This window comes from Edaphosphingomonas laterariae, from assembly GCF_900188165.1.
GTDB lineage: Bacteria > Pseudomonadota > Alphaproteobacteria > Sphingomonadales > Sphingomonadaceae > Sphingomonas_E > Sphingomonas_E laterariae.
Genome location: NZ_FZOS01000052.1, coordinates 1 through 16874, shown reverse-complemented (window position 1 = coordinate 16874; position 16874 = coordinate 1). Strand labels below are relative to the sequence as shown.

Annotated in this window: 16 protein-coding genes and 1 pseudogene; 7 read left to right on the top strand and 10 right to left on the bottom strand. The window is 65.4% G+C overall.

Annotation, left to right across the window (positions count from 1 at the left end; genetic code table 11):
* Positions 1-92: 92 nt before the first annotated feature.
* Positions 93-431 carry a hypothetical protein gene (locus CHB74_RS20555; protein ID WP_144033882.1) on the bottom strand — a complete coding sequence of 113 codons (339 nt, stop codon included), beginning with the start codon at positions 429-431 and terminating at the stop codon, positions 93-95.
* A gap of 26 nt (positions 432-457) precedes the next feature.
* Between CHB74_RS20555 and CHB74_RS20550 the strand changes: the two genes are divergently transcribed.
* On the top strand, positions 458-1378 hold the full coding sequence (locus tag CHB74_RS20550) for a diacylglycerol/lipid kinase family protein (RefSeq protein ID WP_089221362.1): 921 nt from the start codon (positions 458-460) through the stop codon (positions 1376-1378).
* A gap of 3 nt (positions 1379-1381) precedes the next feature.
* Here CHB74_RS20550 and metH read toward each other — a convergent pair whose 3' ends face one another.
* The 4 genes from metH to CHB74_RS20530 all read right to left on the bottom strand — a co-directional run bounded on the left by metH (position 1382) and on the right by CHB74_RS20530 (position 7070).
* The gene (gene metH, locus CHB74_RS20545; protein WP_089221360.1) at positions 1382-3994 is read right to left on the bottom strand and encodes a methionine synthase; all 2613 of its coding nucleotides are present in this window, start codon (positions 3992-3994) and stop codon (positions 1382-1384) included.
* A gap of 95 nt (positions 3995-4089) precedes the next feature.
* Positions 4090-5145 (bottom strand): homocysteine S-methyltransferase family protein, encoded by a 1056-nt coding sequence (locus CHB74_RS20540; RefSeq protein ID WP_089221359.1) that lies wholly within the window; start codon positions 5143-5145, stop codon positions 4090-4092.
* Positions 5146-5169: 24 nt separating this feature from the next.
* Entirely contained in the window at positions 5170-6111 is a 942-nt protein-coding gene (gene metF / locus CHB74_RS20535; RefSeq protein WP_089221358.1) for a methylenetetrahydrofolate reductase, read from the bottom strand.
* Positions 6108-7070 carry an ArsR/SmtB family transcription factor gene (locus CHB74_RS20530; protein WP_089221357.1) on the bottom strand — a complete coding sequence of 321 codons (963 nt, stop codon included), beginning with the start codon at positions 7068-7070 and terminating at the stop codon, positions 6108-6110. Before CHB74_RS20530 ends, metF begins: the two co-directional genes overlap by 4 nt.
* A 112-nt stretch (positions 7071-7182) precedes the next feature.
* Here CHB74_RS20530 and CHB74_RS20525 point away from each other — a divergent pair, with 112 nt between their 5' ends.
* The 3 genes from CHB74_RS20525 to CHB74_RS20515 all read left to right on the top strand — a co-directional run bounded on the left by CHB74_RS20525 (position 7183) and on the right by CHB74_RS20515 (position 8900).
* Positions 7183-8142: an MlaA family lipoprotein gene (locus CHB74_RS20525; RefSeq protein WP_089221356.1), complete on the top strand. Its 960-nt coding sequence runs from the start codon at positions 7183-7185 to the stop codon at positions 8140-8142.
* Between the two features lie 149 nt (positions 8143-8291).
* Positions 8292-8534, top strand: coding sequence for a hypothetical protein (locus CHB74_RS20520; RefSeq protein WP_089221355.1), 243 nt, complete (start codon positions 8292-8294; stop codon positions 8532-8534).
* A 144-nt stretch (positions 8535-8678) separates the two neighbouring features.
* Positions 8679-8900 (top strand): hypothetical protein, encoded by a 222-nt coding sequence (locus CHB74_RS20515; protein WP_089221354.1) that lies wholly within the window; start codon positions 8679-8681, stop codon positions 8898-8900.
* 146 nt (positions 8901-9046) lie between these two features.
* Here the strand turns inward: CHB74_RS20515 and groL are convergent, their stop codons facing one another.
* Both groL and groES read right to left on the bottom strand, forming a co-directional pair.
* Positions 9047-10696: a chaperonin GroEL gene (groL, locus tag CHB74_RS20510; protein ID WP_089221353.1), complete on the bottom strand. Its 1650-nt coding sequence runs from the start codon at positions 10694-10696 to the stop codon at positions 9047-9049.
* Between the two features lie 76 nt (positions 10697-10772).
* The gene (gene groES / locus CHB74_RS20505; RefSeq protein ID WP_089221352.1) at positions 10773-11060 is read right to left on the bottom strand and encodes a co-chaperone GroES; all 288 of its coding nucleotides are present in this window, start codon (positions 11058-11060) and stop codon (positions 10773-10775) included.
* A gap of 271 nt (positions 11061-11331) precedes the next feature.
* On the opposite strand from groES, the gene sppA reads away from it, so the two are divergent.
* Together sppA and CHB74_RS20495 are read left to right on the top strand one after the other, a co-directional pair.
* Entirely contained in the window at positions 11332-13200 is a 1869-nt protein-coding gene (sppA, locus tag CHB74_RS20500; RefSeq protein ID WP_089221351.1) for a signal peptide peptidase SppA, read from the top strand.
* The gene (locus CHB74_RS20495; protein ID WP_089221350.1) at positions 13200-13736 is read left to right on the top strand and encodes an arsinothricin resistance N-acetyltransferase ArsN1 family B; all 537 of its coding nucleotides are present in this window, start codon (positions 13200-13202) and stop codon (positions 13734-13736) included. Before sppA ends, CHB74_RS20495 begins: the two co-directional genes overlap by 1 nt.
* Positions 13737-13787: 51 nt before the next feature.
* Here the strand turns inward: CHB74_RS20495 and CHB74_RS20490 are convergent, their stop codons facing one another.
* The 3 genes from CHB74_RS20490 to CHB74_RS20480 form a co-directional block, all read right to left on the bottom strand.
* Positions 13788-14411, bottom strand: coding sequence for a trimeric intracellular cation channel family protein (locus CHB74_RS20490; protein ID WP_089221349.1), 624 nt, complete (start codon positions 14409-14411; stop codon positions 13788-13790).
* Between the two features lie 99 nt (positions 14412-14510).
* The gene (gene ahcY / locus CHB74_RS20485; RefSeq protein WP_089221348.1) at positions 14511-15920 is read right to left on the bottom strand and encodes an adenosylhomocysteinase; all 1410 of its coding nucleotides are present in this window, start codon (positions 15918-15920) and stop codon (positions 14511-14513) included.
* 152 nt (positions 15921-16072) lie between these two features.
* Complete coding sequence (locus CHB74_RS20480) at positions 16073-16567, bottom strand: hypothetical protein (protein WP_089221347.1); 495 nt, start codon at positions 16565-16567, stop codon at positions 16073-16075.
* A 197-nt stretch (positions 16568-16764) separates the two neighbouring features.
* Between CHB74_RS20480 and CHB74_RS21810 the strand changes: the two are divergent.
* Positions 16765-16874: pseudogene (locus CHB74_RS21810) on the top strand (IS5/IS1182 family transposase); the annotation flags it as partial.

Here is a 16874-nt window from a genome sequence, read left to right as displayed (position 1 = left end):
CTTGGCAGAAAGGCTTCAAGGTGGACGACTTTTACGCCGCCCGCAGCAGGGCTATCCCGCCGCTACCGTGGTCGAATATTGCTCCGCCGTTCTCAGCTGCCATCGAACGAAACCTGCCCGATGCGTTCAAAGCCCGCGATTTTGGCCGGGAACTGCGTGCCGCTTTCGACATGGACGAGCATGCCGCCATCCGCGCTGGTTTCAAATACACCCGGCGGCGGCGGCAATGCCGGCGATGCCGGCGGGGCCGATTGGGCCGCAAGGTTCAGCAGCAGCAAGGGGGCCAGGCAAAGCGACATCTTCCGCATCATCATCTCCGCGGTGAACAAAAGCGTGCGGCGATACGGGTCGCGCACCGCCACATGGGAAAGTCTAGCAGCCGTAACGACAAACGGAAATCCTTGGCCGCAGCGCGGATCGGCTTGCGTCATCACCGAAACTCGTGCGTTCTGCCGGCGTGACACAAATCAACGCCGACGCCCCAGCCCTTCCCCACTCCGCCGTCCTCATCGTCAACGCGAAGTCCCGCAAGGGGCGCAAGCTGTTCCGCCGCGCCGTGAAGGGGCTGCGGGCCGCCGGGCTCGACATCACCAGCGCCCACGCGGTGCGCAAACCGAAATTGCTGGCATCGGTTATCCGGGACGCGGTCCATTCCGGTGCGCCGATGGTGATCGTCGGCGGCGGCGATGGATCGCTTTCGTCCGCCGTCGATCATTTCGTCGGCCATGATTGCGTGTTCGCGCTATTGCCGCTGGGCACCGCCAACAGCTTCGCGCGATCGCTGGGCATCCCGCTCGATCTTGAAGGCGCGATCGCCGTCATCGCCACGGGGCAGCGGCAGCGGATCGATCTGGGCATGATCGACCGCGATTATTTCGCCAATTGCGCCGCGATCGGCCTGTCGCCGCTGATCGCCGAAAGCGTGCCCGACGGGTTCAAGGCCTGGGCCGGGCGTGTGGGCTATCTCAGCTGGGCGCTGCTGATGCTGTTCCGCTTCAAGCCATTCCGCCTGACCATCGAAGGGCCGCAGGGCACCGAAACCCTCGATGCGCTGGAAGTGCGCATCGCCAATGGCGGCTATCATGGCGGCACCGAACTGGTGGACGATGCCCGCGTCGACAGCGGCGAGATCGTCGTCCAGGCCGTCGTCGGCCGAACCCTGCCCTATCTTGCGTGGAGCTGGCTGACGAGCGTGCTCCGCCTGCCCGCGCGGCGCCACACGACGCGCGAATTCCACGGGCGCGAATTGCGCGTCATCACCGATCCGCCTTTGGCGATCTCGATCGATGGCGAGGTGCTGGCAAAAACGCCGGTCACGGCACGCGCAGCGGCCGGCGTGATCGATGTGGCGGCGCCGAACGCACCGCCACCTGCCTGAGCATCAATCCAGATTCGGCCGCAGCCAGCGTTCGGCGGTGTCGAGATCGACGCCGCGCCGCGCGGCATAATCCTCCAGCTGATCGCGACCGACGCGCGCCACGCCGAAATACTGGCTGTCGGGATGGCCGAAATAGAAGCCCGACACCGCCGCCGTGGGCAGCATCGCGAAGCTTTCGGTCAGCGTGATGCCGGTCGCGTCGCCTGCCTTCAGCAGATCGAACAGGATCGGCTTCTGGCTGTGATCCGGGCAGGCCGGATAGCCCGGCGCGGGGCGGATGCCGCGATATTGTTCGCGGATCAGCGCCTCGTTGGTGAGTTGCTCGCCCTCGGCATAGCCCCACAAGGTGGTGCGGACATGCTGGTGCAGGCGCTCGGCAAAGGCCTCGGCCAGCCGGTCGGCCAGCGCCTTCAGCAGGATATCGCGATAATCGTCATGGTCGGCCTTGAAGCGCGCCAGATGCTCCTCGATGCCGTGGCCGGCCGTCACCGCGAAGCCGCCGATCCAGTCGCCGGCGGGATCGATGAAATCGGCCAGGCACATGTTGGCGCGGCCTTCGCGCTTGGCGATCTGCTGGCGCAGGAACGGCAGGCGAACCTCGCCCTCCTCCGCCTCGATCACCACGTCATCACCTTCACGACGGCAGGGCCAGAGCGCGGCCACGCCCTTCGCGGTCAGCCATTTTTCCGCGATGATCTGATCGAGCATCGCGTTCGCATCGTTGAACAGGTTGCGCGCGCTTTCGCCGACCACGGCGTCGTCCAGGATCGCCGGATAATTACCGGCCAGTTCCCAGGCGCGGAAGAAGGGCGTCCAGTCGATATATTCCCGCAGATCAGCAAGCGACCAATCGGGAAAGACATGCACGCCCGGCTGCTTCGGCGCGCCCGGCTTTTGCGACAGATCGGTCGGGAAGGCGTTGGCGCGCGCATCGGCGATCGCGATCAGCTCGCTATGCCCCTTGCCTTCGCGCGCCTTGCGCACCGCTTCATAATCGGCGGCCGTCTTTTCGACAAAGGCGTCGCGCTGCGTATCGGACATCAGTGTGGAGGCCACGCCGACCGCGCGGCTGGCATCCAGCACATGCACCACCGGCCCTTCATAAGCGGGCGCGATGCGGAGCGCGGTGTGGACCTTCGATGTGGTCGCTCCGCCGATCAGCAACGGCATTTCCATGCCGGCACGCTGCATTTCGGCCGCCACCGTCACCATCTCGTCGAGCGAGGGGGTGATGAGGCCCGACAGGCCGATCATGTCGGCGTCATTCTCGTTGGCCGCCTTCAGGATCTCCATCCACGGCACCATCACGCCGAGGTCGATCACTTCATAACCGTTGCACTGGAGCACGACGCCGACGATGTTCTTGCCGATATCGTGGACGTCGCCCTTCACCGTCGCCATGACGACGCGGCCCTTGGCGCGCTGCCCCGCCTGCTTTTCGGCCTCGATGAAAGGCAGCAGATGGGCCACCGCCTTCTTCATCACGCGGGCGGATTTCACCACCTGCGGCAGGAACATCTTGCCCGATCCGAACAGATCGCCGACGACGTTCATGCCGTCCATCAACGGACCTTCGATCACCTCGATCGGGCGCGCGAACATCTGCCGCGCTTCCTCGGTATCGTCGACGACATGCGCGTCGATACCCTTCACCAGCGCATGTTCCAGCCGCTTGACGACCGGCCAGCCGCGCCATTCCTCGGCGGCCTTTTCGGCGGCGGCATCCTTGCCCTTGAACTTCTCCGCCAGCACGATCAGCTTTTCGGTCGCATCGGGGTGGCGATTGAGGATCACATCCTCGCACGCCTCGCGCAGTTCCGGGTCGATCGTATCATAAACGTCGAGCTGGCCGGCATTGACGATGCCCATGTCCATACCGGCGGGAATCGCGTGGTAGAGGAACACCGAGTGCATCGCCCGACGCACCGGTTCATTGCCCCGGAACGAGAAGCTGAGATTGGAAAGCCCGCCCGAAATGTGGACGTGCGGGCAGCGTTTCCTGATCTCGCGCGCGGCCTCGATGAAATCGACGCCGTAATTATTATGCTCCTCGATCCCCGTCGCCACCGCGAAGACATTGGGATCGAAGATGATGTCTTCCGGCGGAAAACCGATACCGGTGAGCAGCTTGTAGGCGCGCTCGCAAATCTCGATCTTGCGCGCCTGCGTGTCGGCCTGGCCCACTTCGTCGAACGCCATGACGACGACGGCGGCGCCATAGGCCATCACCTTGCGCGCATGGCTGAGGAACTCGGCCTCGCCTTCCTTCATGCTGATCGAATTGACGATCGGCTTGCCTGACACGCATTTCAGCCCGGCCTCGATCACGCTCCACTTGGAACTGTCGATCATGATCGGCACGCGCGCGATATCCGGCTCGGCCGCGATCAGCTTGAGGAAGGTGGTCATCGCCAGCTCGGCATCGAGCAGGCCTTCGTCCATGTTGACGTCGATGATCTGCGCGCCGTTTTCGACCTGCTGGCGCGCGACCTCCACCGCCTTCACATAATCGCCGGCCATGATGAGCTTCTTGAACGCCGCGGACCCCGTGACGTTGGTGCGCTCGCCGATGTTGACGAAGATGGCGCTGGCTGCGGGGGCGTCGGTGTTGGACATGATATTCGTTCGATTCCATTGGGTTCGCGCTTATCGAGAACCGGTTTCCGTGGGCCCGCTCCGCGCCGGGCGCGAAGCGGACGGAAGGCTGTTGATCAGGCCGCGAGCACCATCGGCTCCAGCCCGGCGAGCATCGTGCGGACCGGCGGGTTGGCGATGGCACGCGGGGTGGCGCCGTGCACCGCATGGCGCATCGCCGCGATATGGCCCGGCGTCGTGCCGCAGCAGCCGCCGACGACGTTGATCAGCCCGGTTTCGGCCCATCCGCGGATGAAGCCGCCCGTGGTGTCCGGTTCCTCGTCATACTGGCCGAGATCGTTGGGCAGGCCGGCGTTCGGATAGACCATCACCAGCGTGTCGGCGAGGCCGGACAGCGCCGCGACGTGCGGGCGCAGCTGCGGCGCGCCGAAGGAGCAATTGAGCCCGATCGTCATCGGCCGGGCGTGGCGCACGCTCGCCCAGAAGCTTTCGATCGAATGGCCGGAAAGGTTGCGGCCGGACATGTCGGTGACGGTGAAGCTGATCATCAGCGGCACTTCCTGCCCACGCGCCTCGCCTGCCTCGATCGCGGCCATGATGCCGGCCTTGGCGTTGAGCGTGTCGAAGATCGTTTCGATCAGGATGAAATCCACCCCGCCATCGAGCAGCGCGTCGATCTGCTCGCGATAGACGTTCTTCAGATCATCGAACTCGATCGCGCGATAGCCGGGATCGTTCACGTCGGGCGACAGCGACAGCGTCTTGTTCGTCGGCCCCAGCGCGCCCGCCACGAAACGCGGGCGCCCGTCTTTCGCCTCGGCAGCGCGCGCCGCATCGCGCGCGATCTGCGCGGCGGCGATGTTCATGTCGCGCACCAGATGCTCGGCGCCATAATCGGCCTGGCTGATCGTGTTGGCGTTGAAAGTGTTGGTCGACACCATATCCGATCCGGCGTCGAGATAGGCTTCGGTGATCTCGGCAATGACATGCGGCCGCGTCAGCGCCAGCAGGTCGTTATTGCCCTTCTGGTCGAAGCCCAGGTCCAGCCCGCCGCGATAATCCTCCTCGGTCAGCCGATAGCCCTGGATCATCGTCCCGAAAGCGCCATCGGTCAGCAGGATGCGCTTCGCGGCTTCAGCACGAAAACGTTCGGCGGCGTTGGATTTGATCATGTCAGTCATCCCGGGCAATGCCGCTCAGGCCGCGCGCTCGGCCGCCACCTGCTCGGGCCGCAGCCCGAGCAGGTGGCAGATCGCGTAGCTCAGTTCGGCGCGGTTGAGCGTGTAGAAATGGAAGTGGCGAACACCGCCGGCATAAAGCTTGCGGCACATCTCGGCCGCGATCGTCGCGGCGACAAGCTGGCGGGCGGCCGGGTGATCATCCAGCCCCTCGAACAGCCGATCCATCCACGGCGGGATCGCCGCGCCGCACATGCCGGCGAACTTGCGCGTCTGGGCGACATTGGAAACCGGCAGGATGCCCGGCACGATCTCCGCATCGATCCCGGCCTTTTCCACCGCGTCGCGGAAACGGAAAAAGGCTTCCGGCGAGAAAAAGAACTGGCTGATCGCCCGGTTGGCGCCAGCGTCGATCTTGCGCTTCAGATTATCGAGGTCCGCAACCAGATCGGCCGAATCCGGGTGGCATTCGGGGTAGGCCGCGACCGAAATCTCGAACGGCGCGACGCTTTTCAGCCCCGCCACCAGCGCAGCAGCATTTTCGAACCCGTCGGGATGCGCGACGAACTTCTCGCCCATGCGGGGCGGATCGCCACGCAGCGCGACGATGTGTCGCACGCCCGCCGCCCAATATTCGCGGGCGACCTCCAGAATCTCGTCCCGGCTCGCATCGACGCAGGTCAGGTGCGCGGCGGCGGGAATGCTCGTCTCCCGCGTGATGCGCGCGACCGTCGCGTGCGTGCGTTCCCGCGTGGAGCCGCCCGCGCCATAGGTGACCGACACGAAGCGCGGGTTGAGCGGCGCCAGCGTCTCGATCGCGTTCCACAGCGTTTCTTCCATCTTCTCCGTCTTGGGCGGGAAGAATTCGAAGCTCACCTGGCAGTCGCCGGCGAGGTCGGCGAACAGCGGCGCATCGAGCGCGCGGCGGGCCTCCTCCATCTGGGCGATCGAAACGCTCATGCTGCCATATCCTCATGTTCTTCGGCCGAGGCGCGACGCCCCAGCCACAATTTCACCGTCAGTTCGCCGCCGTCGAGGCGTTCCACCGCCGCAAGTTCGATGCCGGCGGCGGCAAACCAGCCCGCCATCTGCTCATCATCAAAGCCCAGGCGGACATGGGCATCGCGGCTGCGCAGTTCTTCTTTGTCATGGCGGTCGAAATCCACCACCAGCAGGCGCCCGCCCTGATCGAGCAACCTTGCCGCCTCGGCGATCGCGCCCGCCGGCTGGTGCGCATAATGGAGCACCTGATGCAGCACCACCGTATCGGCCGATCCGTTGGCGAGCGGCAGGGCATACATGTCCCCCTGCCGCAATTCGGCGCGATCGAGCCCGGCTTCGGCCAGCTTGGCGCGGGCCAGCCGCAGCATTTCCGGGCTGCGATCGACGCCGAGCGCACTTGCGGCATCGCGCCCCAGCAATTCGATCATCCGGCCGGTGCCGGTGCCGATATCCACCAGCCGCCCCACCGGCGACCGCGTCAACGCCACCCTTATGGCATCTTCGACCGCGCTTTCGGCAACATGGAGCGAACGGATGGCATCCCATTCATCGGCATGGGCCGCGAAATAATCCTCCGCCGCCGCCGCACGGTCCGCACGCACCGCCGCGAGACGCGCGATATCGGCCACGGCCCAATGGTCGCCCGGCTCGTCCGTCGTCCAGGCATCGACGGCCGCCAGTAACGGGCCTACGCGACGCTCGTCGCCGAGGGTCAGGAACACCCAGCTCCCTTCCTTGCGGCGATCGGCGAGACCGGCATCGGCCAATATCTTCACATGGCGCGAAACTCGGGGCTGGCTCTGCCCCAGCACCTGTGCCAGTTCGCCGACCGAAAGCTCCATCGCGCGCAACAGCGCGATGATCCGCAACCGCGTCGGATCAGCCAGTGCGCGGAACGTGTCGAGCATGCGCCTCATAGAGATTAAGGATATAAAGATATCTTTATATCCGTCAAGCAACTTGTCGCCCCGCCGGGGCTATGGCAGACGCGGAACGGGGGCGGATAATTTGTTGCAAGAGGCCGTTTCGATGCGTGTTTTCGCCACTTTTGCTGCCGCGGCGCTGCTTGCCGGCTGCGCCACCACGAAAGACGCAGCGGCGCCTGCAGCTGAGCGCGACCCGCTCGAAGGTTTCAACCGCGCCGTCTGGGGGCTCAACCAGGGCGTCGACAAGATCGCGCTGAAGCCGGTGTCCACCGTCTATCGCGCCGTTACCCCGCGTGCGGCGCGGCGCGGCATCCTGCACATCTTCGACAATCTGACCGAGCCATGGTCGTTCATCAACAACCTGCTTCAGGGCAAGCCCGATCGCGCGCTCAACAATCTGGGCCGCTTCGTCGTCAACACCACCATCGGCGTCGGCGGCCTGGCGGACCATGCGACCGATCTCGGCATCCGGCCCGCGCGGGAGGATTTCGGCCAGACCCTCGCCGTCTGGGGCGTCAAGAGCAGCAGCTATCTCGTGCTGCCCCTGCTCGGCCCCTCCACGATCCGCGACGGCGTCGGCACCGGCGTCAATTTCGTGATCGATCCGGTCAACTATTGCCTGCGCAAGTGCACCGACCTGTCTTATTGGGAACGCCAGATCCCGCGTGGAATCAACCTCGTCAGCCAGCGCGCGAATCTCACCGAAACGGGCGCCGACACGCTGCTCGACACGAGCCTCGATTCCTATGCAACGGCGCGTTCGGCCTTCTTCCAGCGCCGGGCGGCCGAAATCGCCGATCTGGACGATGCCGCCGGAACGGCCAGCGACGCCGACGTGGACGCCGCGATCCGCGAACTGGAATCGGAGGACGGCGAAGCCACTCTGCCGCCCGAAACCGGGGACGAGACGCCCGTTCCGCCCGAAACATCGCCAGATTCGACCGAGGACAAGACCGGATCACCCGATCCCATTTCCGGCGACCCCGCGACCGGCGAATTGCCGCAGCCGCAACAACCCGCGCCGGAGGCCGACTTTCCCGCGCCTGCCAATGCGCCGAAATGATGAGTCTACCGGAATAAGAGAGATTGCGCGGCCCCAAACAACCCATTAAAGGGGGCCTCGCTGGTTTCGGGGGAAACACGCCTGATCGTTCATTTGATTAAGCGGCGTCCACGCATCCATCAGCTATTGCTACCTGGAGGGTTTAGCCCATGAAGAAGATCGTTGTTCTCTCGCTCGCCGCCGTTGCTTCGCTCGGCCTCGCCGCCTGCTCGAAGGAAGAGGCTGCCGTTGCCAACGAGACCGAAGTTGTGAACGAAGTCGTCGACGCCAACGCGACCGTCGAGGAAGCCGTTGCCGACGTGAACGCGACCGCCGAGAACGCCGTGGCCGACATCAACGCGACCGTTGAGAACGCCACGAACGCTGTCGAGAACGCCACCAACGCGATGTAATGGCGTTCCGCGCGCCTTCGGGCGCGCGGTCGACATCGAAGATCAGGGGCTGTGGCCAATAGGCCGCGGCCCCTTTTCTTTTGCCGTTTCCGTGCCTGCCGCCGTGCGATATTATCGGCCCGGTCCGGCGGCTGGGGGAATGCGATGTCCAAGGCCTTGAGTTCGATCCTCGCGCTCGCGCTGTTCACGCCCCTCATCGCGTGCGGCGACGACACCCCGGCGGAAAACGCCTCTGCTGCGAACATCAGCGCGGGGCCCAACGAGCCCGAGATCGAGGAACTCCCATCGGACGGACTGAGCGCGCCGCACAACATGATCGCAGATCAGGAAAGCGCCAACGGCGCCCCCGCGCCCGAACCGCACTGAGGCGGGCGCAGGCCGAGCCGCGCGCCTGCCCGCAAGCTGCGCCCTTCCCGGACGCCCCACCCTCCCCACACACCTCGCAGAAATAACAAAAGGGCCGGGGATCGCTCCCCGGCCCTTCCGTTTGCCGTTCGGCTGGATGCGTGGACTTAGAAGTCCATGCCGCCCATGCCGCCCATGCCACCCATGCCGCCGGGCATCGCCGGAGCAGCCTTGTCCTCGGGCAGTTCCGAGATCGCGGCTTCGGTGGTGATCAGCAGGCCGGCGACCGAGGCCGCGTCCTGAAGCGCCGTGCGGACGACCTTGGTCGGATCGATGACGCCGGCAGCCACGAGGTTCTCGTAGGTGTCGGTCGCAGCGTTGAAGCCCTTGGTCTCGTCGTTCTCGCGGAGCAGGTTGCCCGAAACGACGGCACCGTCATGGCCGGCATTCTGCGCGATCTGGCGAACCGGGGCAGTGATCGCCTTGCGGACGATGTCGATGCCACGGGTCTGGTCTTCGTTCGCACCGGTCAGGCCGTCGAGCGACTTGGTCGCATAAAGAAGCGCCGTGCCGCCGCCGGGAACGATGCCTTCTTCAACCGCCGCGCGGGTGGCGTGCAGGGCATCGTCAACGCGATCCTTGCGCTCCTTCACCTCGACCTCGGTCGCACCGCCGACCTTGATGACGGCGACGCCGCCAGCCAGCTTCGCCAGACGCTCCTGGAGCTTCTCGCGGTCATAGTCGCTGGTGGTGACTTCGATCTGCTTGCGGATCGCTTCGACGCGGCCCTTGATCGCATCGGCATCACCGGCGCCATCGACGATGGTGGTGTTGTCCTTGTCGATCGTGACGCGCTTGGCGGTGCCGAGCATGCCGAGGGTGACGGTTTCGAGCTTGATGCCGAGATCTTCCGAGATCAGCTCACCCTGGGTGAGGATCGCGATGTCTTCGAGCATCGCCTTGCGGCGATCGCCGAAGCCCGGCGCCTTGACGGCGGCAACCTTCAGGCCGCCACGCAGCTTGTTGACGACGAGCGTGGCGAGCGCCTCGCCCTCGATGTCCTCGGCGATGATCAGGAGCGGACGGCCCGACTGCACAACCGCTTCCAGGATCGGAAGCATCGACTGCAGGTTCGACAGCTTCTTTTCGTGGATCAGGATGTACGGGTCGTTAAGCTCGACCTGCATCTTTTCCGGGTTGGTGATGAAGTAGGGCGACAGGTAGCCGCGATCGAACTGCATGCCTTCAACGACATCGAGTTCGAAATCGAGACCCTTGGCTTCCTCGACGGTGATGACGCCTTCCTTGCCGACCTTTTCCATCGCTTCCGCGATCTTCTGGCCGACTTCGGTGTCGCCATTGGCCGAAATGATGCCGACCTGCGCCACTTCCGACGAACCGGCGACCGGCTTCGAACGGCCCTTGAGGTCTTCGACGACCTTCGACACAGCGAGATCGATGCCGCGCTTCAGATCCATCGGGTTCATGCCGGCCGCGACCGACTTCATGCCTTCGCGCACGATCGCCTGGGCAAGCACGGTGGCCGTGGTGGTGCCGTCGCCGGCGACGTCGTTGGTCTTCGAGGCGACCTCGCGGACCATCTGGGCGCCCATGTTCTCGAACTTGTCCTTAAGTTCGATTTCCTTGGCGACCGAAACACCGTCCTTGGTGATGCGCGGCGCGCCGAACGACTTGTCGATGACGACGTTGCGGCCCTTCGGGCCCAGCGTCACCTTGACCGCATCGGCGAGGATGTCGACGCCGCGCAGAATGCGCTCACGGGCGTCACGCGAAAACTTGACGTCTTTCGCTGCCATTTTCCTGTTTCCCTATTCTGAGGATTGCGCGCGAACCTCACCGGCCCGCGCAGACAAATATGGTGGTGGGATCAGCTCAGCCGATGATGCCGAGGATGTCCGATTCCTTCATGATCAGCAGATCTTCGCCGTTCACGCGGACTTCGGTGCCCGACCACTTGCCGAACAGCACGCGATCGCCGGCCTTGACGTCCAGCGGCGTCACCTTGCCATCTTCCGCCTTCGCGCCGGAACCCGCGGCGACGATCTCACCTTCCTGCGGCTTTTCCTTGGCGGTGTCGGGGATGATGATGCCGCCGGCCGTCTTTTCTTCGGCCTCGACGCGACGGACAAGCACGCGATCGTGCAGCGGACGGAAACTCATTGCGCGTCACCCTTTCAGGTCTTGCGTCCCGCGAAGCCCGCCTCCCTGAGGCCCGGCCAGCCGCGGTTCGCGGTGGTAAGGAATGATCTGTTAGCACTTACGCATGGCGAGTGCCAGCCGGCATATGGGGGAGCGGTTTTCAGCGTCAAGCACCCTGCCCGCGAAAATTTCCAGCGCCGTGCCGCGAAGCGTGGCGGGGCTGCGGCAATCGCCCCCTTTCAAGCGGGCGCCGAACGCGATAGCCCCTGTCCATTGCAATTTGGGGACGACGATGCGTTTGCTGCGCGGCTTCTGGAAGATCCTTGTCGGCGTGAAGGACGCTCTCGTCCTGCTTTTCATGCTGATCTTCTTCGGCGGGCTCTATGCCCTGCTCTCGGTGACGCCCAAGCCGATCGCGGAATCGACCGGCGCGCTCGTCCTCGACCTTGATGGCACGCTGGTGGAACAGCCGGCGCAGACCGACACGCTCGGCGCGATTGCCGGCGGCGGACCCGCGACCCGCGAATATCGCCTGCGCGACATGGTGCGCGCGTTGGAAGCCGCCGCCAAGGATAGCGGGATCAAGGCGGTCGTGCTCGACCTCGACAGCTTTGCGGGCGGTGGCCAGGCGACACTCGCCGCTGCCGCCAAGGCGCTGGACACGGTGCGCGCCGCGAACAAGCCGGTGCTCGCTTATGCGACCGGCTATACCGACGACAGCTACCAGCTCGCCGCCCATGCCAGCGAGGTCTGGCTGAACCCCTTCGGCGCGGTGTTGCTGACCGGGCCCGGCGGATCGAACCTTTATTACAAGGGCCTGCTGGACAAGATCGGCGTCGAAACCAAGGTCTATCGCGTCGGCGAATTCAAGTCGGCGATCGAACCCTATACGCGCACCGAACAATCGCCGGAGGCGCGTGCCGCCAATCAGGCGCTTGCCGATTCGCTGTGGGCGACCTGGCAGGCCGATGTGCTGCGTGCCCGGCCGCGCGCGCGGCTTGCATCCTATCTGGCGCAACCCGAACAGGCGATCGCCACTGCAGGCGGCGACATCGCAAAGGCCGCGCTCGATGCCGGGCTGGTCGACAAGATCGGCGATCGCGTCGCTTTCGGCCGGCGCGTCGCCCAGCTGGCCGGTGATGCGAGCGATGGCGAGGCGGGCGATTACCGCGCCGTCCCGTTCGACGGCTGGCTGGCCGCCAATGCCGAGCCGTCGGGCGGGCAGATCGGCGTACTGACGATCGCGGGCGAGATCGTCGATGGCGATGCCGCACCCGGCCGCGCCGGTGGCGACACCATCGCCGGGCTGCTGCTGGACGAACTGGCCAAGGATCGCATCAAGGCGCTCGTCGTGCGCGTCGATTCGCCCGGCGGCTCGGTGACGGGATCGGAACGCATCCGCGACGCGATCCTGGAAGCGAAGCGCAAGAAGCTGCCGATCGTCGTTTCGATGGGCACCTATGCCGCGTCGGGCGGCTATTGGGTGTCGACACCCGGCGACATCATCTTCGCCGAACCGTCCACCGTCACCGGATCGATCGGCGTGTTCGGCCTGCTTCCCAATTTTTCGGGCGCGCTGGCCAAGATCGGCGTGTCGGTGGATGGCGTGAAGACGACGCCTCTGTCGGGCGAGCCCGATCTGCTGCGCGGCACCTCCCCCGAATTCGACCGGCTGATGCAGGCGGGCATCGACGACATCTATCGCCGCTTCACCGGCCTCGTCGCCCAGTCGCGCAAATTGCCCGTCACGCGCGTCGACGAAATCGGCCAGGGCCGCGTATGGGCGGGCAGCACCGCCGTCGGCCTGCGCCTCGTCGACAAGACCGGCGGGCTGGAGGACGCGATCGCCGAAGCCGCACGCCGCGCCAAGATCGATCCCAAGAGCGCCCGGCCGCTGTTCATCGAACGCAGCCCCAGCCTGGTCAGCCAGATCCTGTCCGGCCTGTTCCAGAGCGAGGAGCAGCCCGCCGCGCGCGACGTGTTCACCCGCATCGCCCGGCAGCCCGAACAGCGGATGCTGCGCGCCTTCCACGATCTGAAGGTGATCGCCGACGGCCCGGTCATCCAGGTGCGATGCCTGGAATGCCCTGTCGCGGACACCCGCGCACCGCCGCGCCGGGCGGACCTTGTGGATCTGCTGCTCGCGCGGATCGGCCTCTGATGGGCGCCGTCCGCCTCCGCGCCGCCACCTTGGACGATGCCGAGGCGATCGCGGCGATCTACGCCCCTTATGTGGCTGAAACGGCGATCAGCTTCGAGGAGGAGGCCCCCGGCGCCGACGAGATGCGCCGACGGATCGCGGCGGTGACGACGCACTTCGCGTGGTTCGTGGCCGAACAGGACGGCCAGATATCGGGCTATGCCTATGCCGATCTGTTCCGCACCCGCCCCGCCTATCGCTGGGCTGCGGAAACCACCGTCTATGTGGCGCAGGGCCAGCATGGCCTGGGCATTGGGCGGACGCTCTATGCGGCGTTGCTCGAAAGCCTGCGCGCGCAAGGCTATGTCACCGCGATCGGGGCCGTCACGCTCCCCAACCCCGCCAGCGCGGCGCTCCACGAAGCGATGGGCTTCACCCTTGCCGGCACCTATCGCGGCATCGGTTTCAAACATGGCAGCTGGCACGATGTGGGCATCTGGCAGTGCGATCTGGCGGCACGCCCCGCCCGGCCGGAACAACCAACCCTGCCGGCCTGACCCAGGCGCGCGGGTTCAGCGCACCCAAGAAGCCAATCGAAGCGCCGCGCCCTAGCCCCGATAGGTCGGCAGCCCCAGCCCGCGCGCGATCGCCACCGCCCGCAGCGCGAATCCGGCCACGGCGCCGACGCCGGCCGCCACCGGCAATGCCACCCCCAGCAAGGTCAGGCCGACGAACAACCCGGCCGCCAGCGCGGCGGCGGTGACATAGATTTCCGGGCGAAGCAGGATCGAAGGCTCGCCGGCCAGCACATCGCGGATGATGCCGCCGCAGCAGCCCGTCACCACCCCCATCATCGCGGCCTGCAGCGGCGGAACACCGAAAGCCAGCGCCTTGGACGCACCATAGACGGCATAGGCCGCCAGCCCCACCGCGTCGAACCAGTCGAGCGCGCGGGGCCGCCACCAGCGCACCGGCGTCAGCCACACTGCCAAGGCCATCAACAGGCAGGCGGCGAGCGCGCGATTGTCCTGCATCCAGAACACGGGCGCGCCGATCAGCAGGTCGCGCAACGTGCCGCCCCCCGTGCCCGTCGCCACCGCGAAGAAGGCGAACGTCACCAAGGTCTGCTGCGCGCGCGCCGCGGCAAGCGCGCCGGAAGCCGCGAACACCGCGATTCCGGCCAGATCCAGCCATTCCGGGGTCTGGGCGAGAATGGGGGCATCAATCGGCATCACAACTCCCGCGCGGATCGTCGTTCCGCCTTCACCACAAAAGAAAGGGGCCGCCAACCCATTGGTCAACGGCCCCTTCCCCGATTTCCTGCCGCTGGATCAGTAGCGATAATGATCCGGCTTGAAGGGGCCTTCGGTGCTGACGCCGATATAGGCCGCCTGCTTGGGGGTCAGCTTGGAAAGCTTCACGCCCAGCTTCTCGAGGTGGAGCGCGGCCACCTTCTCGTCGAGATGCTTCGGCAGCACGTACACATCGTTCTTATATTCGGTCGACTTGGTCCACAGCTCGATCTGCGCGAGCACCTGGTTGGTGAAGCTCGACGACATCACGAAGCTCGGGTGGCCGGTGGCGCAGCCCAGGTTCACCAGGCGGCCCTTGGCGAGAACGATGATCTTCTTGCCGTCGGCGAACTGCACTTCGTCCACCTGCGGCTTGATCTCGGTCCACTTCATATTCGACAGGCCGGCGATCTCGATCTCGCTGTCGAAGTGGCCGATGTTGCACACGATCGCCATGTTCTTCATCGCGCGCATGTGATCGACGGTGATCACCGCTTCGTTGCCGGTGGCGGTGACGAAGATGTCGGCGCGGCTGGCCGCTTCTTCCATCGTCACGACTTCATAGCCTTCCATCGCCGCCTGCAGCGCGCAGATCGGATCGATTTCGGTGACGAGCACGCGGGCGCCGCCATTGCGGAGCGACGCGGCCGAACCCTTGCCGACATCGCCGAAACCGGCGACGCAGGCGACCTTGCCGGCCAGCATCACGTCGGTCGCGCGGCGGATCGCATCGACCAGCGATTCCTTGCAGCCATAGAGATTGTCGAACTTCGACTTGGTGACGCTGTCGTTGACGTTGATCGCCGGGAAGGGAAGCTTGCCCTTCTTGGCGAGCTCATAAAGACGGTGGACGCCGGTCGTCGTCTCTTCCGACACGCCCTTGATCGCCTTCACCGTCTCGGTCAGGTAGCCCGGACGCTCGGCCAGAAAACGCTTCAGCGTCGCGACGAAGATTTCCTCTTCCTCGTTACCCGGCGTGAACAGGGCCTCGCCCGCTTCGACACGCGCGCCCCACAGCGCGAACATGGTGGCGTCGCCACCGTCGTCGAGGATCATGTTGGCGGTCGTATCACCCCAGTCGAAGATGCGGATCACATAATCCCAATATTCTTCCAGCGTCTCGCCCTTGACCGCGAAGACCGGGATGTTGCGCGCGGCGATGGCGGCGGCGGCGTGATCCTGGGTCGAGAAGATGTTGCACGACGCCCAGCGCACTTCGGCGCCGAGATCGACCAGCGTCTCGATCAGCACGGCGGTCTGGATCGTCATGTGCAGCGAACCGGTGATCCGCGCACCCTTCAGCGGCTGCGACGCGCCGAATTCCTGGCGGAGCGCCATGAGGCCGGGCATCTCGGTCTCGGCAATCTCGATTTCCTTGCGGCCGAAGGCGGCAAGCGAGATGTCATGGACCAGATAGTCGGTGAAGCTTTCGGCAGGCAGGGTCGCCACGTCGGTTCTCCTTGGGGACACGGAAAAGCGCCGCGCAAAAACAGCACGCGGCGCCTGTTACCGCGCGTTTAGCCGGGCGGCCGCCCCAAGGCAATTCCAAATATAAAGATTCCTTTATGTCCGCATTGCGGCCGTCCCTGTTACGGAGCGTTTCAGCGTGCCGCGACCGCCAGCGCCGCCGCACGGCACGCCCCCCCCGGCAAGGGCGGGGTCAGGTTGTTGCGATCGGCCACCGCGACGAGGCCCGGCACCGAGCCGCCGGTCGCGGCCGCCTCTCGTGCCAGCGCCGAAACCTGCCCGCAATTTTCCTGCACCGCCGGCACCGTGGCATATTGGCTGGCCAGCGCGTCATGGAAACTGTCAAGCCGGGCGCCCGCTTTTTCCGCGCCGAACACCGTCCAGAACCGCGCCTTCAGCCGCTGGTTCGTCGCGGAAATCGCCCCGCGATTGGCCGCCCGATACATGTCGTAATCGGCCTGCGCGCTCAGCCCCGCAGCGACGCAACGGCGCGAAACCTCCGTCAGCAGCGTATCGAGGTCGCGCACCTTGGCGGCGAAAATGTCTTCGCGATTCCAGCAGGACGCCGCCTGCGCCGGCGCAACGGGCAGCATCGCCAGCAAGAGCGACACAGAAAGCAGGCAACGCATGATCCGACCCTCGCAAACCCACCCGGAGGCGAGGATTGCAGCAGGCGGTGATCGGCATGTGAAGAAACGCGGTTAAGCAGCCGTCAGCCCCTTTTGCCGATCAGGCGGCTTACCGATCAGACACTAGGCTGTAGTGACATTTTAGGGATTCACGTTGGACTGGATTTCTGATTCAACGCTGACTTTTGGAGGTTGGCGTGGAAGGGGAAGTTCTGCGGGACGATCAGTGGGAGCGATTGCGAGAGTTTGTTCCGGGCGGCCGCAAGGGTAAGCGCGGCCCGCGCAGTGATGGCAGACTGTTTCTCGA